This window comes from Achromobacter sp. NFACC18-2 (genome assembly GCF_900108985.1).
In the GTDB taxonomy this organism is placed as follows: Bacteria; Pseudomonadota; Gammaproteobacteria; order Burkholderiales; family Burkholderiaceae_B; genus Achromobacter.
The window spans coordinates 90,920-104,959 of the sequence record NZ_FNYM01000002.1 but is presented as its reverse complement, the minus strand read 5'-3'; the positions used below and the strand labels follow the sequence as shown (position 1 = coordinate 104,959).

Genomic DNA, 14,040 nt, shown 5'->3' with positions numbered 1-14,040 from the left:
CGTCCGGACGGAAAGTCCGGAATCGTAGGGACTGATTCTAATGCGGCTACGGATTTCGCCCCGGCGCCGGCCGCGGCGGGGCGGGAGGAACTTGGCCCCCCCGCCCCGCGCTAGGACTGCGCGGGCGCGGGCCGCGGCTTGACCGGCCAGAACAGCGACGCCGGCCGCCGCAGGATGCGGCGGCGCACGCCAGCCGTCAGCGAGACGCGGTCGTCGCGGCGCATGTCGCGCGAGGCGAGCGCCACATTGAAGGCGAGCGCGAAGCTCACGATCACGTTCAGCGCGCCCGTCGCCGCGGTGCCCGCCACCGCCAGCCAGAACACCTGCGTATGCACGAGATCCCAGCCCAGCGTGGCCACCGCGGCGGCGATCTGGCCAGCGCTCAGCGACACGTGCCGCACTTCCAGGGTCGATCCCAGGGCGTCCACCAGGGCCGGCAGCAGGCCCAGCATCAGGCCCAGCGACACGTTGGCCGCGATCTGCGAGACGTTGCGCTCCCAGAAGCCCGCCCAGCGCACGGCCCCGCGCTCGCCCAGCAGCCGGCGCGTGCGGCGGCCGTAGGCCATCACGTCATGCACGCGATGCAGCGCGAACCAGTTGTCGGCCCAGCCGGCGATCAGGCTGGACAGCCAGATCAGCGCGCCCGTCAGGGCCGCATAGAGCGGCGTGGGCCCCCAGAACGACAGCGAATGCAGCGTGTCCTGCGCCTTGTCGGCGTCGATCAGGGGATGCCCCGCCACGCGCATGGCTGTCCACTGGATCGCCCAGGCCAGCGGCAGCACCACGGCCAGGTTGCCCAGGATCGCCGCGGCGTTCGAGCGCAACATCGCCAGCGTGTCGTCCACGAAGGCCTCGCGGCCGTCCGGGGTGTAGGCGGCGTCGAGCCGGCGGGCGAGCGCCGGGCCCGTCATGGCCGGCTGCTTGGTGGCCAGCGTGAAATGCGCGAACTGGATCACGAGAAAGCTGCCCGCGTAGTTCAGCGCATTGAGCAGCCCTTCGAGGAACTTGTCCAGGTGCAGCGAGACGATGAAGAACTTCAGGTAGACCGTGAACGCCACGATGAAGCCGCCGCCCAGCGACGCCTTCAGCATGTCCAGGTATTCCAGCGAGTCGCGGGCGATGTAGTGTTCGCCGGTTTCCGCGCTGCGGTCCATCACGCGGCGGGCCAGGTGGGCGAACGAGGAGGCCGCCAGGTGGCGGATGCTGCCGCGCGCCTGGGTGGACCGGATCAGTTCGGCGATCAGGTGCACGTACCGGTGGCGCTGCGTGGGGTCGATCCACACGCCCAGCAGCAGCTCGATGCGCGCCACGCGCAGCTTCATGCTCTCGATCTGGTAGACCACGTCGACCGCCACGCCGTTGCGCTTGAGCTCTTCGTACACGGCGTCCCCGGCGGCCCGGCAGTCGTCCAGCAAGGCGCGGAACACATTCAGCCGCTGCCCCAGGACGTCGCGCGGCGTGCCCGGCGGGCTGTCAAAAAGCGCCGAGGCCGCGGCCTCCAGCGTGAAGAAGGGCGTCTCGTCCACGGGCCCCGGCAGGCGCGAGCGGATATCCTGGCCCAGCCCGACCGCGCGCACCTGGCTGACCAGCACCTGCATGCTGCGGATCAGGGTCTGTTCAAGGCGCAGGAAGAGGGCGTCGGAAGATGGGGCGGATGATGGGTCGCGCGATGCGTTGCTAGATGCGTCGCCGCCTTCCCGGCGCACCAGCGCGCGGATGCGCGCCAGCGTCGCGTCGTCCAGCGATTCCATCCACGCCGCGTAGTCCGGTCGGCGAAAGACGCGCGTGAACAGGCCCGCCATGTCGCCGCGGTTCGGGGGCGGCGGCAACATCCAGGCCACCACACGGCGCCAGAATTCGCCCCAGAAACCGGGACGCGACGCGACGCCGGTGTCGCACAGCAGCGCGGTGGCATCGTTGTCGGCAAGCACCGAGCGCAGCGTCGCCGCGGCGCGGCCCGCGACCTCGGGGTTGTTTTCCAGCACCTGTAGCAGGTAGCGCAGGCGCGCGTGGCGGGGATCGTTGCCGTCCCCGTCCTGGTCCTCATCGTTGTTTTCGTTCTGACGGGGCGGCCGTTGGACGGACCGGTTCAGCCAGCCAAAGACGTCCGCCAGCCAGAGGTTCCGGTCCGCCAGCGGCGCCTGCGGGTCGGCATTGGCCAGGATCAGGTCGAGCTGCAGCCCTGCCCGCCGCGAGGCCCGCCAGTTGCGCCAGAGTGAGGTAAGCATGGTCGGGCCTCGCGTTTCATCGGGATTCGGGATTGCGGCGCAATGAAAAGCCCAGCGCTTCGCCCATATTGAGCGTGGTCCGGGCCGCTCAATGGTACGCCCAAGCCTTGCGGCGTTGGAGGCGGCCGGCGCTTTTCCGGTAACCTGCGCGCTGGCCTTGTTACGGGCCGGGGGCGCGGGCTGCACGGCGGTCCGCACGTTTGCGCGCGGCTGCGGCCGCCGTGGCCGGCCCGGCGCCGCGCGGCGCCGAACGGGGCCCTGTTGCACCATTTACGTTTGCTGATTCAAATGACCCTGAATTTCAATGGGCGCGCATTCGCCGCCCTGCTGGCCGTCACCGCGGTGCTGGCCCTGATCGCCACCGTCGGCGCGCCCTATCCCTTCCTGCGCGGTTTCGTGGGCGACGCCGTCGCCGTGGGCTGGGCCTACCTGCTGTATCGCAGTTTCATCCGCGCGGGCGTGCTGCCGCTGGCGGTCGCGGCGCTGTTGTCGGGCTATGCGGTGGAATTGGGCCAGTACCTCGCCCGTCAGTCCGGCTGGACAATCGAACAGCCGATTTTGCGCGTCGTGTTCGGCAGCGTGCCGGACTGGTGGGACGTGCTGGCGTACACCGTGGGATTCGCCGTCGTGCTGCTGCTGGCCGGCGGCAATGCGCGCCGCCAACGCAGCGCGGCGCAGCGGGATGCGCGGCTGCAGGTCAGCCTGCGCGCAAGGCGCTAGCAAGCCCCGCCTGTCCCGCTCAGCCCGGCTCCGTGCCTGGGCGTCCGCTCCGGATCAACCCGCCTGGCAGACCGTGTCGTCGCGTTGCGCACGACCGGCGGGCGCGGCTGCGCGCAGCGGCCGCAGGCGGGCATTGCGGAACGGCGCCAGCAATTCGGCCCAGGACGACGGAAACAGGGGCGTCGCGTGCCGCACGGCGTCGCGGCGGGCGTAGTGGACCAGAAGCTGTTGGCCGATCGGGGCGTCGCCGAGGGGATGGCGGGTGTTCATGGTATGTCCGTATTGCAGTGAAAGTGTATTCATTGTACGTCCTTGCCGCGGCACGGTCCAGCCGCCTCGTTGCGCCCCGCTCCCGCTAACCGCGCCAAGTGCCTGATATTGCTGGTGCGTCCCTCTTTGGGCAGCTTCACTCCGGGATAGCCCTAGCAGATCAAAACAGTAGACGGTATACAATGTTCATCAATCCCGGGCTGCCACAGGCCTGGAATTTCTTCCCACCGGACCTGGAGCGCGCCATGGCAGAACTGATGAACCGAGATGAATTCCGCACCGCGTTGGAAAACGCGATCAAGGGCAAGAGCGCCAACGCGTCGCCCTTTTCGATTGCATGGGCCGAAGGCAAGCTCAGCCGCGAGCACCTGTCGCGCTGGGCCGAGAACCACTATCACTACGTCGGCCCCTTCGCCGATTACCTGGGCTACCTGTACGCCCGCACGCCGGACACCTACACCGAGGCCAAGGACTTCCTGCTGGCCAACATGTACGAAGAGGAGATCGGGGGCGACCGCCACACCGACCTGCTGATCCGCTTTGCCGAAGCCTGCGGCACCACCCGTGAACGGGTCACCAATCCGGACAACATGTCGCCCACCACGCGCGCGCTGCAAAGCTGGTGTTACGCCGTGGCCATGCGCGAGGATCCGATCGTGGCGGTGGCCGGCCTGGTGGTGGGCCTGGAATCGCAGGTGCCGTCCATCTACCGCAAACAGACGCCGACCTTGCGCGAGAAGTACGGCTTCACCGACGAGGAAGTGGAGTTCTTCGATCTGCACATCGTGTCCGACGAGATCCACGGCGAACGCGGCTACCAGATCGTGCTGGAACACGCCAACACGGTTGACCTGCAGCAGCGCTGCCTGAAGATCTGCGAGATCGGCGCGCAGATGCGGCTGCTCTACACCACGGCCCTCTACACCGACTACGTGCAGGACGAAATCAAGCTGCCCGAACTGGGCCTTGCCGCCTGATTTCCGCCACGCCGCCCGGCCCGTGCCGGGCGGCGGCCGCATCGCAGACCCTGGATGAAGACCTCATGCCTACCGTTGTGTTTCATAAAGGCGGCCAGACCTACACCGATGTGGTGAAGGACAACACCAACCTGGTGGTGCGGGCCGGCATCAAGCAGTTTCCGTTTCCGCACCTGCGCTACGAATGCGGCATGGGCAAATGCGCCAAGTGCGCCTGCCGGATCATCGCCGGGGCCGAGCATCTGCCGCCGGTGAACTGGAAGGAAAAAAAGCAGCTCGGCGACCGCATCGACCAGGGGTACCGGCTGGCCTGCCAGCTCTGGCTCAATCGCGACATCGAACTGGTCCAGGACCTGGAGGCATGACGGCCATGGCATCGACCTATGTGATCCTGACCTCCAAGCCGGGCGTCTTTCGCACCGAGGCGGGGGACGGGGCGGACATCATCGAAACCTACGACTACGTCTTCTACGGGCGCGCGCTCGCGGTCTTCAGCATTGCCTGCCTGCACCGCGACATCAAGCTGGTCGTCACCGAGGAGACGCCGCCTTACGTGGTCAATCACGTGCCGTCCAAGTTCCTGGAGAAGTTCGCGTCGGTGGACGCCGCCCGCAAGGAACTGGCGCACCTGACGCGTTTTGGCAGCATGGAATCGACGCTGACGCTGCGGTCCAACGCCGTCGCCACGGAGCACTGAAACCATGGTTCAGATCACGTTCATTTCCAATGGCGGCAAGGTCGCCACCGCGCCGGAGAACAGCAACCTGCTGCGGGTATCGCTCAAGGAAAAGGGCGGCATCCCGTTCAAATGCGGGGGCGGCCTGTGCGGCACGTGCAAGTGCCGGATCGAAGAGGGGCTGGAAAACACCGACGCCATCAAGCCCAAGGAGCGCAAGCACCTGCGGCCGGAGGATTTCGAGGCCGGTTACCGCATGGCCTGCCAGACCTTCGTCAATGGCGACGTCAAGGTGTCGTGGGTAGTGCAGAACGGCAAGGGCATCGTGGTTGGCGCCGCGCCGGGCCCGGTGGAAGCCGCCGCGACCTGACGACGGCCGGCGCATAACCAGCGGCCGGCGTATCCGGCGGTCGGCGCAACCGGCGGCCGGCGCAACCGGCGGCCGGCCGATCCGCCGGTACGGCCTCAGGCCACCGAGGCCTGTTGCGGCGGCTGCTGCGCCTCGGTATACGCCTTGGCGGCGTTATGCACGTGCTGGCTGGCCAGCAGCGCCGCCAGATCGCCGTTGCCGGCAATGACGGCGTTCAGGATCTGGGAATGCTCGTCCCAATTCTGCTTGGCGCGCCGCATGTTGCTGGGCGCGAACAGCAGGGCGGTGCGGTCGCGCAGCGAACGCATCAGATCGGTCAGCACCACATTGCCGCCGATCGTGGCCAGCATTTCGTGGAACTCAGAATTGAGCGCCAGGAACTTGTCCAGTTGCTCGTCGCGCGCCGCTTCCGTGCCTTCGCGCAGAAACGCCTGCAGGCGTTCCACGGTCTTTTCGTCGCGGCGCTGCGCCGCCAGCTTGGCGTTCAGCCCTTCCAGCGTGGCGCGAACCTCCACCATGTCATAGGCAACCGCGTCGGAAAGCACCGACACGGAAGCGCCACGGCGCGGCTCGATCGTGACCAGGCCTTCGGCGGCCAGCGCACGCAACGCCTCGCGCACCGGAATGCGCGAGACGCCCATCTCCTCGGATAAGCGGCCCTCCACCAGGCGGTCGCCGGGCGTGAATTCGCCGCTGAGGATGCGCTCGCGCAGCTTGTCGCGGATGACGGCAAACAGCTGCGGATGCTGCTCGCCGATCTTCAGCGAGGCGGAGTGCTGCGTCTCTACGGCTTGCGTGCTGACGGGAGAAGTTGTCATGGCGAGCAGATTTGGCGTAATGGATACAGTCGCCATTGTATTACCGGGTGTAGCCGGTCGTCGCGGGCGGCGGCGGGCATCAGGCGAGGCAGATGGTCAGGCATCAGGTCAGGCATCAGGTCAGGCATCCAGGCTTCACTGCGTCCAGAAGGCTTTCACCAGCACCCCCACCGCGCCCATGGCGCAGGCCGCGAGCAGCACGCCGCGCACGGCGCGGGGCGGCAGCAGGGTGCGCAGCCGGTTGGAGACCGCGAAGCCGGCCAGCAGGAAAGGCGCCAGGCTGAGCGCCAGTCCGGCGTGGTAACCGGTGTAGCGCTTGGCCAGCGCCAGCATCGCAAGCGAAAAGATCGAACCCAGGAACAGCACCATCCCCAGCGTGGCGCGCAACCGCGCCGGGGCCGCATGCTGCAGCACGATCGCGATGGGCGGCGCGCCCACCGAGGTCATCGTGCCCATGATCCCGGAGGCCACGCCCGCGCCCGACACGCGACCGGGCGTGGCGGAAAACCGCAGTCCGGCCACGCTCAGCGCCACCGCGATCAGGATCATGCAGGCGAACAGCACGCCTAGCGCCTGCGGCGCGAAACGCGCCATGGCATAGATCGCGATCAGGGTCCCCACGGCGCGCCCGGCCAGGGCATACGAGACGGCCGGCCAGTCGATGGCGGCCCGTTCGCGCAGCGCGGTCAGCAGGGAAATGAAGCCGCCCAGGGTCAGGAGCGGGCCGGGCGCGAGCTGGGGAAAGAACATGGCCGCCACGGGCGCGGCAAACATGGCAAAGCCCACGCCGCCCACGCCCTGCGCCACCGCGGCGCCGAACACCACGGCCGCCATGGCGGCGTAATGCCACAGGTCGGGAAAAGCCAACGTAGACAGCATGCGGCGTCACAAGTCAATTATGTATACGATAGTCTATCCATGAAATCACGCTGCGCCCGCAAATTCCCGACAAATCAGGGTAAACCCCTGTTTTTAAGCCGTTATTCAGGCCATTTCTGGCCCTATCGCTTTCCCTAGGCGATGCATATTTCGGTTGGTATGCCTGCAAACGAAATATAGTATACCGATGGTGGCGACCCAACAGCCACCCATATACAAGGGGAATAGCGCATGCAATCCGACGTCGTGCTCAATGCCGCTCATTGGATGTACCTGATCAGCGTCGCCGCCATCATCCTGACGATGATCCTGCGGGCCAATGTGGTGGTGCCATCCGTCATCGGCACGTTCCTGGTCGTGCTGGCGATCACGGGCAATCCGATCAGCGCGCTGATCGGCATTTTTTCCGCCAGCTTCGTCGCGGCCAAGGAGCTGTTCAACATCTTCCTGGTCATCACTTTCATGACGGCCCTGCTCAATTCGCTCAAGACGCTGCAGGCGGACGTGCGCATGGTCCAACCCTTTCGCCGCATCATGCGCGGCGGGCATTCGTCCTTCCTGATCATCGCCCTCTGTACGTATGTGATCTCGCTGTTCTTCTGGCCGACCCCCGCGGTGCCGCTGGTGTCCGCCATCCTGCTGCCGGCCGCCATCGCAGCGGGACTGCCGCCGCTGGCCGGCGCTATGGCCATCGCGATCGCCGGCCAGGGCATGGCCCTGTCCTCGGACTATGTGATCGGCGTGGCGCCCAGCATCAGCGCCAAGGCGGCCGGCGCGGCGGTCAGCGCGGCGGTGGTGGCCGACCGCGCGCTGGTGTTGTCCCTGATCACCGGCGCCATCGCGCTGACGGCGGCGTACCTGCTGGTTCGCCGCCAGATCGTTCCCGCCGATGCCGCGCTGCTGTCGGCCTGGCAGGCGCGCGCCCAGGATGGCAGCCTGGCCCGGATCGAACAGGCCGGCTCCTTCGACAAGGCGGAGCTCGCCCGCGGCACCATGGGCGCGGACCCCGCGCTGCCCGACGGCCCGGCGCTGGGCGAGGAAGCGCGCCGCATCCGCTGGTCCAAGGTTTTCGCGGTGGTGACGCCGCTGGCCTTTCTGGCGGTGATCGGCGTGATGGTGCTGCCCCGGCTGTTCCCGTCCCTGCCCGCGTTGCGCGGCGGCGACGCGGCGGCGCTGGTGGGCGGCGTCGCCTTCGTGGTGATGATGCTGGTGACGCTGGCGGCCGAAGGCCCGCGCAAGATGCTGGACGTCTGTCCGGAACACGTCACGGACGGCTTTGTCTTCGCCTTCAAGGCCATGGGCTCCGTGCTGCCGATCGCCGGTTTCTTCTTCGTGGGCGCGAACGAGACGGCCGCGCAGATCCTGGGCGTGCCCGCGGCGCAGGCGCCCGGGCTGCTGTTCGAGGTGATCTCGGCCGCGCAGCACCTGATCCCCGAAAACCACTTCCTGGTCGCGTTCGGCGTGCTGCTCGTCGGCATGATCACCGGCATCGACGGCTCGGGTTTTGCCGGCCTGCCGCTGACCGGCACGCTGTCCGGCGCCCTCGGCCCGGTGGTGGGCGTGGACCCCGCCACGCTGGCGGCGGTCGGCCAGATGGGCGCCGTGTGGACGGGAGGCGGCACGCTGATCGCCTGGTCCTCGCTGATCGCGGTGGCGGGCTTTGCGCGGGTGAACGTGTTGTCCCTGGTCCGCGCCCTCCTGCTGCCGGTGCTGCTGGCCCTGTCCGTGTCGACCATCTGCGCGGTGCTCATCTGGAGTTGATGGCGCCGGCCTCCCAGGCGTAAGGCTCCCGGGAGGGAGCCTTTTCGCTGGATGCGCGGGTGGGGTTTCCACCGATCGTCGCAAAGTGATTAAAGTATACAATGTTCTGAACCTGGCTCAGACGCCTCACTCCGGCCACGCCGGCCCCGACCAAGGAAGCGCTCCCGTGGAAGATCTCTCGCAGCACGTGTTCATGAACTACATCGGCGGCAACTGGATGCCCAGCGGCACGGGAAAAACCGCCCCGAACCTCAACCCGGCCGACACCCGCGACGTGGTCGGACTGTTTCAGGTGTCGGACGCCGAGGACGCGGCGCAGGCGGTCCGGGCGGCCGACGCAGCCTTCGCCGCGTGGCGCGACATGCCGATCTCCAAGCGGGCCGCCATCCTGTTCCGCGCGGCCCAGCACCTGGAAGACCAGGCCGACGCCATCGCGCGCGAACTGACCCGCGAAGAGGGCAAGGGCCTGAACCTCGCCAAGGACGAAGTCCTGCGGTCCGCCCAGACGATCCGCTTCTACGCCGTCGAGGGCCAGTCCTTCACGGGCGAAACCTTCGCCAACGACGATCCGGACATGATCGTCTACAGCCAGCGCGAGCCGCTCGGCGTGGTGACGGTGATCTCCCCGTGGAACTTCCCCATCTCCATCCCCGCGCGCAAGATCGCGCCGGCCCTGATCACGGGCAACACGGTGGTGTTCAAGCCGTCGTCGGACGCGCCGCTGTCGGGCTACCGTCTGACGGAAGCCTTCGTGCAGGCCGGCCTGCCCCCAGGCGTGCTGAACTTCCTGACCGGCCCCGCCGGCGCGGTGGGCCAGGCCATCACCGCCGCCAGCCAGGTGCGCGCCATTTCGTTCACCGGCTCCACCGCGGCCGGCGAGCAGATCCACCGGACGGCGGGCCTGACCACCCGCACCCAGATGGAACTGGGCGGCAAGAATCCGCTGATCGTGCTGGCCGACGCCGACCTGGACCGCGCGGTGGACCTGGCGGTCAAGGGCGGCTTTTCGCTCAGCGGCCAGGCCTGCACCGGCACCAGCCGCGTGCTGGTCGACCGCAAGGTCAGCCAGGCCTACACGGACAAGCTGCTGGCCAGAATCCGCACGCTGACCATCGGCAACGGCCTGGAAGGCAACTTCGACCTGGGGCCCCTGGCGACCGCCCGGCAGCTCGACAATGTGCTGGGCTACATCGAACTGGGCAAGCAGGAGGCCACGCACCTGCACGGCGGAGACCGCCTGACGGGGCCGGGCATTGACCGCGGCTATTACGTCACGCCAGCGCTGTTTGCCTGCGTGACCCAGAAAATGCGCATCGCGCGCGAGGAGATCTTCGGGCCGGTCATCGCCTTGATCGAAGTCGACGGCTATGAGGACGCCATCGCGCAGGCCAACGACACGGAATACGGGCTGTCGGCCGCCATCGCCACCACCGATGCGCGGTATGCGCACCGCTTCGCGCGGGACATCCAGGCCGGCACGGTCAAGATCAACCGCACCACCACCGGCAACCTCATCAATGCGCCGTTCGGCGGCCTGAAACACTCCAGCACGTCCACGTTCCGCGAATCGGGCCGCGTGGGCCTGGAGTTCTATACGCAGATCAAGACCGTCTACCGCGCCGGCTGACGGCCAACCCACCACCAGAGGCTTTGCAATGAAACAGATCTATCGCCTGGAACTCGAAGAAGCGCGCGTCATGGTGCGCGCCGCCATCGCCAAGTCGCAGGAAATCGGCGTCCTGGAATCGATCTGCGTCGTGGACGACGGCGGCTATCCGATCGCGCTCGAACGCATGGACGGCGCGCGCATCACGGGCCCGCAGATCGCCTGGAACAAGGCCTTCACCGCGGCGGGGCACAAGCGCTCGACGCACCTGTTCAACACCCCGCCCAACGGCCCGGCGCTGCCCGGCAACGAAGCCTTCGGCATCCAGTGGAGCTTTGACGGCAAGTTCGCCGTATTCGTGGGCGGCTTTCCCATCGTCGTCAACGGCGAAGTGATCGGCGGCGTGGGCCTGAGCGGCGGCAACGGAGAGCAGGACACCAAAGCCGGCCTGGCGGCGCTGGCCGCGCTGGCCGAGCTGCTGGAACCGCGCGGCATGAAGGTGCTGGTCGAAGCGGACATCAAGAAATAAGCGAGGGCGCCATGGCATACCGCGTGCACATCCTGGAAACCGACGAGGCGTTCGAGGTCGAAGCGGGCGAATCCGTGCTGGAAGGCGCGCAGCGGTCGGCGGTGAAGCTGCCGCACGAATGCACCTTCGGCGGCTGCGGCACCTGCCGCATCAAGCTCGCGTCCGGCGCCGTGCGCTACGACGAGTTCCCCATGGCGCTCACCCCCGAAGAGGCCGAACAGGGCTACGCGCTGGCGTGCCAGGCCCGCCCGACGGGCGACCTGTGCATCAGCGTCGCCAGCAGCCGGCAGGCGTTCCCCGAGCCGCGCCGCATCCCCGCGACGATCCATCGCATCCAGGCCTATTGCGACGACGTCATCCATCTGACGCTGGCCCTGCCCGGCGAAGGCCTGGACTACGCGCCGGGCCAGTACATGAACGTCGTCCTCCCGGACGGCGCGACGCGCAGCTTCTCCATGGCCTCGGCGCCTGCCGGCAACCTGATCGACTTCCACATCCGGCGCATTCCGGGCGGGCGCTGCACGGACCAGTGGCTGGGACAGGCGGGCGCGGGCGCGCCGGTGGAAATCGAAGCGCCGCTGGGCGTTTTCAGCTATCACGAGGAAGATTGGCGCCCGCTCATCATGATGGCCACGGGCACCGGCATCGCGCCGATCAAGGCCATCCTCGAATCCCTGCTGGACAACGAGGACTGCCCGCCCGTCACGCTGTATTGGGGCATGCGCACCGAAGCCGACCTGTACCTGCGCGACGAGATCGCGCGCTGGGCCGGCCGCCTGTATGAATTCAATTTCGTGCCGGTGCTGTCGCGCGCGGGCCAGGCGTGGACGGGTCGACGCGGCTACGTGCAGCACGCCGTCCTGGAAGATCACCAGGACCTGTCGGAGCATGCCTTCTACCTGTGCGGCGCGCCCGAGATGATCCGGCAGGCCAAGCACCTGCTGGCCGAGCGCGGCGCCAGCCTGGACCACATGTATGCGGACAGCTTCACCTTCCAGCACGAACTGGCGGCGGCCTGACCCGGCCCGCCGGCCACGGACATCGCGGACCTGGCGCTTGCAGCGCGCCCTGCGTCCCTAGCGGTACACCAGCACCGGCAACCGCGTGCGGGCCAGCACGCGCTGCGTCTCGCTGCCCAGCAGGAATCCGGTCATGCCGTGACGCCCGTGCGATCCCATCACGATCAGGTCGCACCCCAGCTTTTGCGCCGTATCGACAATGGCCTCGTGCGGGTGGTCGTTGACCGTGACGATGGCCTCGCAGGGCACGAGCGCGTGCCGCGCCTCGGCCTCCAGCCCTTCCAGATACGCCTGCGCGTTCTTGCGTGCCTGGTCGGTGTAATGCCCTTCGGTGGAGCCCAGCATCTCGGCTTGATACACCAGCAGATGGTCTTCCGGGATGGCCCGCAGCAGGGTGAGGGTGGCGCCCATTTCCTTGGCGAAGACGAGCGCGCGCTTGAATGCCGATTCCGACAGCAACGAACCGTCCACGGCGATGAGCAAGTGCCTGTACATGTTGCCTCTCCTTTAGGAAAAGGACTGTCCAGCAACGGCGAATCCAGTATAGGCCCGGCCGTGGGCGCAATCCAGTCTGCCTGCGGCGGTCTCGTCCGCCGCGAGGCGTAGTCCGAAAAGCGCAGGCAAGGCGCACTGCGCCGGCGCTTCCAAACCGGTGGGGTTAGGCATATATTGTCTTTGCGAGATCCGGCGGTTCCCTCCTGGCTTGTGGCTGATGCTTTGCTTGCGGAGAACGGAAATGCGGCGAGTGCAAACGTGGTTCATCGGCCTGATCTGCCTGGGGCTGTCCGTCTGTTTTCCCGCCTGGGCGCAGACCAAGCTGAGCAACGCGCAGCTGGACCAGCTGATGGCGCCCGTGGCGCTGTACCCGGATGCGCTGCTGTCGCAGATCCTCATGGGGTCGACCTACCCGGACGACATCGCGGCGGCCGCCAAATGGTCGGCCGCGCACAGCTCGCAGTCCGGCGACGACGCCGTCAGGGCGGTCGAGTCCGAATCCTGGGATCCCAGCGTCAAGTCGCTCGTTGCCTTCCCGTCGGTCATGGACATGATGGGACGCGAACCGACCTGGGTGAAATCCGTCGGCGATGCCTTTCTCGCGCAGCCGGAAGCCGTCATGGATTCCGTCCAGCGGCTGCGAACGCAGGCCCAGAAGGCTGGCAACCTGAAAACCACGCCGGAGCAGACGGTCAAGACCACCACCCAGAACGAGAAGACCGTCGTGGTGATCGAGCCGGCCGATCCGCAGGTGGTCTACGTGCCCAGCTACAACCCCACGGTGGTCTACGGCACCTGGGCGTATCCCTCGTATCCCCCTTATTACTACCCGCCGCCGCCGGGGTCGATGTTCGCGACTTCGCTGGTCGCCGGCATCGGGTTCGGGCTGGGGGTCGCGGCGATCAATTCGATGTGGGGCGATGCCGATTGGGGACGCGGCGACATCGACATCGACGTGGATCGCTACAACAACATCAACGTCAACAATCGCCTGGACCGCACCAACGTCAACAACAACCGGTCCACGTGGCAGCACAACGCCGCCAATCGCGGCAATGCGCCGTATGCCGACCAGGCCAGCCGCCAGCGGTTCGACAGCCAGCGGCAGGCCGGCTTGCAGAACCGCGCGCAGGCGGGGCAAGGTGCCGCCGCGGCGGGTTCGCGCGATGCGGCGCGCGAGCGCGCCGCGCAGTCTTTCGAAGGGCGCACCGGCCAGCCGATCGCCGGACACGGCGGGGACGCAGGCGCCCGCGGGCAGCAGGGCGGTCGGGGCGACGGGGCGGCGGGCCGCGCGCAAGGCCAAGGCCCACAGGGCGGCCAGGGCGCCCGTGACCGCGGCGCGGGCGTGTCCACGCAGGACCGGCAGCAGAACCGGTCTTCCGGCGTCTCGACGCAGGACCGCCAGCCGGACCGCGCCTCCAGCGTATCGACACACGACCGCCAGGCCGCGGCGCAGCGCCAGCGCGCCGACGAGGCCGCCGCGCGCGACCGGGCGCGCGCCACCAACACCAGCAACGCCCTGAGCGGCGCGGGCGACGGCAACCGCATGCGGCAGCAGAACCAGCGCAGTGACGTGAGCCGGGGCGCAGCCCCCCACCGCAGCACCGGCGCCAGCGCGCCGCATCGCGGAGGCGGTGCGCCGAGCCGCGGCGGCGGTGGCGGCGGCCGGGGCGGCGGCGGCCGGAGATAAGC

General features: G+C 68.0%; 15 protein-coding genes. 10 read left to right on the top strand and 5 right to left on the bottom strand.

Going from position 1 to position 14,040, the window contains the following annotated elements; all coding sequences use genetic code 11:
* Positions 1–110: 110 nt before the first annotated feature.
* Positions 111–2,228 (bottom strand): site-specific recombinase, encoded by a 2,118-nt coding sequence (locus tag BMW75_RS02960; protein WP_092576532.1) that lies wholly within the window; start codon positions 2,226–2,228, stop codon positions 111–113.
* A 288-nt stretch (positions 2,229–2,516) separates the two neighbouring features.
* On the opposite strand from BMW75_RS02960, the gene BMW75_RS02955 reads away from it, so the two are divergent.
* Positions 2,517–2,948, top strand: coding sequence for a ribosomal maturation YjgA family protein (locus BMW75_RS02955; RefSeq protein WP_092576529.1), 432 nt, complete (start codon positions 2,517–2,519; stop codon positions 2,946–2,948).
* Between the two features lie 54 nt (positions 2,949–3,002).
* Here BMW75_RS02955 and BMW75_RS02950 read toward each other — a convergent pair whose 3' ends face one another.
* Entirely contained in the window at positions 3,003–3,218 is a 216-nt protein-coding gene (locus tag BMW75_RS02950; RefSeq protein ID WP_076517616.1) for a hypothetical protein, read from the bottom strand.
* Between the two features lie 245 nt (positions 3,219–3,463).
* Here BMW75_RS02950 and BMW75_RS02945 point away from each other — a divergent pair, with 245 nt between their 5' ends.
* From BMW75_RS02945 to BMW75_RS02930, 4 genes are all read left to right on the top strand, one after another.
* The gene (locus BMW75_RS02945; protein ID WP_056319353.1) at positions 3,464–4,195 is read left to right on the top strand and encodes a TenA family transcriptional regulator; all 732 of its coding nucleotides are present in this window, start codon (positions 3,464–3,466) and stop codon (positions 4,193–4,195) included.
* Positions 4,196–4,260: 65 nt separating this feature from the next.
* On the top strand, positions 4,261–4,560 hold the full coding sequence (locus tag BMW75_RS02940) for a 2Fe-2S iron-sulfur cluster-binding protein (protein ID WP_092576526.1): 300 nt from the start codon (positions 4,261–4,263) through the stop codon (positions 4,558–4,560).
* 5 nt (positions 4,561–4,565) lie between these two features.
* The gene (locus BMW75_RS02935) at positions 4,566–4,892 is read left to right on the top strand and encodes a ferredoxin (RefSeq protein ID WP_092577276.1); all 327 of its coding nucleotides are present in this window, start codon (positions 4,566–4,568) and stop codon (positions 4,890–4,892) included.
* 4 nt (positions 4,893–4,896) lie between these two features.
* On the top strand, positions 4,897–5,241 hold the full coding sequence (locus tag BMW75_RS02930) for a 2Fe-2S iron-sulfur cluster-binding protein (RefSeq protein ID WP_076517610.1): 345 nt from the start codon (positions 4,897–4,899) through the stop codon (positions 5,239–5,241).
* A 95-nt stretch (positions 5,242–5,336) separates the two neighbouring features.
* Here BMW75_RS02930 and BMW75_RS02925 read toward each other — a convergent pair whose 3' ends face one another.
* Entirely contained in the window at positions 5,337–6,059 is a 723-nt protein-coding gene (locus BMW75_RS02925) for a GntR family transcriptional regulator (protein ID WP_092576523.1), read from the bottom strand.
* A gap of 135 nt (positions 6,060–6,194) precedes the next feature.
* Positions 6,195–6,938 carry a sulfite exporter TauE/SafE family protein gene (locus BMW75_RS02920; protein ID WP_092576520.1) on the bottom strand — a complete coding sequence of 248 codons (744 nt, stop codon included), beginning with the start codon at positions 6,936–6,938 and terminating at the stop codon, positions 6,195–6,197.
* 231 nt (positions 6,939–7,169) lie between these two features.
* Here BMW75_RS02920 and BMW75_RS02915 point away from each other — a divergent pair, with 231 nt between their 5' ends.
* The 4 genes from BMW75_RS02915 (at position 7,170) to BMW75_RS02900 (ending at position 11,853) form a co-directional block, all read left to right on the top strand.
* Positions 7,170–8,699, top strand: coding sequence for a hypothetical protein (locus BMW75_RS02915; RefSeq protein WP_076517604.1), 1,530 nt, complete (start codon positions 7,170–7,172; stop codon positions 8,697–8,699).
* A 166-nt stretch (positions 8,700–8,865) separates the two neighbouring features.
* Positions 8,866–10,326 carry an aldehyde dehydrogenase family protein gene (locus BMW75_RS02910; RefSeq protein WP_092576517.1) on the top strand — a complete coding sequence of 487 codons (1,461 nt, stop codon included), beginning with the start codon at positions 8,866–8,868 and terminating at the stop codon, positions 10,324–10,326.
* Positions 10,327–10,354: 28 nt separating this feature from the next.
* Complete coding sequence (locus BMW75_RS02905) at positions 10,355–10,834, top strand: GlcG/HbpS family heme-binding protein (protein ID WP_092576512.1); 480 nt, start codon at positions 10,355–10,357, stop codon at positions 10,832–10,834.
* A gap of 11 nt (positions 10,835–10,845) precedes the next feature.
* Complete coding sequence (locus BMW75_RS02900; RefSeq protein ID WP_092576509.1) at positions 10,846–11,853, top strand: 2Fe-2S iron-sulfur cluster-binding protein; 1,008 nt, start codon at positions 10,846–10,848, stop codon at positions 11,851–11,853.
* A 57-nt stretch (positions 11,854–11,910) separates the two neighbouring features.
* Here the strand turns inward: BMW75_RS02900 and BMW75_RS02895 are convergent, their stop codons facing one another.
* Positions 11,911–12,348, bottom strand: coding sequence for a universal stress protein (locus tag BMW75_RS02895; RefSeq protein ID WP_076517598.1), 438 nt, complete (start codon positions 12,346–12,348; stop codon positions 11,911–11,913).
* A 241-nt stretch (positions 12,349–12,589) separates the two neighbouring features.
* On the opposite strand from BMW75_RS02895, the gene BMW75_RS02890 reads away from it, so the two are divergent.
* Positions 12,590–14,038: a DUF3300 domain-containing protein gene (locus BMW75_RS02890; protein ID WP_092576508.1), complete on the top strand. Its 1,449-nt coding sequence runs from the start codon at positions 12,590–12,592 to the stop codon at positions 14,036–14,038.
* The last annotated feature ends 2 nt before the right edge of the window (positions 14,039–14,040 follow it).

Bases quoted from the DNA above. Each gene is read 5' to 3' on its own strand.
- BMW75_RS02960 (WP_092576532.1), bottom strand. From the start codon at position 2,228: ATGCTTACCTCACTCTGGCGCAACTGGCGGGCCTCGCGGCGGGCAGGG.
- BMW75_RS02955 (WP_092576529.1), top strand. From the start codon at position 2,517: ATGACCCTGAATTTCAATGGGCGCGCATTCGCCGCCCTGCTGGCCGTC.
- BMW75_RS02950 (WP_076517616.1), bottom strand. From the start codon at position 3,218: ATGAACACCCGCCATCCCCTCGGCGACGCCCCGATCGGCCAACAGCTT.
- BMW75_RS02945 (WP_056319353.1), top strand. From the start codon at position 3,464: ATGGCAGAACTGATGAACCGAGATGAATTCCGCACCGCGTTGGAAAAC.
- BMW75_RS02940 (WP_092576526.1), top strand. From the start codon at position 4,261: ATGCCTACCGTTGTGTTTCATAAAGGCGGCCAGACCTACACCGATGTG.
- BMW75_RS02935 (WP_092577276.1), top strand. From the start codon at position 4,566: ATGGCATCGACCTATGTGATCCTGACCTCCAAGCCGGGCGTCTTTCGC.
- BMW75_RS02930 (WP_076517610.1), top strand. From the start codon at position 4,897: ATGGTTCAGATCACGTTCATTTCCAATGGCGGCAAGGTCGCCACCGCG.
- BMW75_RS02925 (WP_092576523.1), bottom strand. From the start codon at position 6,059: ATGACAACTTCTCCCGTCAGCACGCAAGCCGTAGAGACGCAGCACTCC.
- BMW75_RS02920 (WP_092576520.1), bottom strand. From the start codon at position 6,938: ATGCTGTCTACGTTGGCTTTTCCCGACCTGTGGCATTACGCCGCCATG.
- BMW75_RS02915 (WP_076517604.1), top strand. From the start codon at position 7,170: ATGCAATCCGACGTCGTGCTCAATGCCGCTCATTGGATGTACCTGATC.
- BMW75_RS02905 (WP_092576512.1), top strand. From the start codon at position 10,355: ATGAAACAGATCTATCGCCTGGAACTCGAAGAAGCGCGCGTCATGGTG.
- BMW75_RS02900 (WP_092576509.1), top strand. From the start codon at position 10,846: ATGGCATACCGCGTGCACATCCTGGAAACCGACGAGGCGTTCGAGGTC.
- BMW75_RS02895 (WP_076517598.1), bottom strand. From the start codon at position 12,348: ATGTACAGGCACTTGCTCATCGCCGTGGACGGTTCGTTGCTGTCGGAA.
- BMW75_RS02890 (WP_092576508.1), top strand. From the start codon at position 12,590: ATGCGGCGAGTGCAAACGTGGTTCATCGGCCTGATCTGCCTGGGGCTG.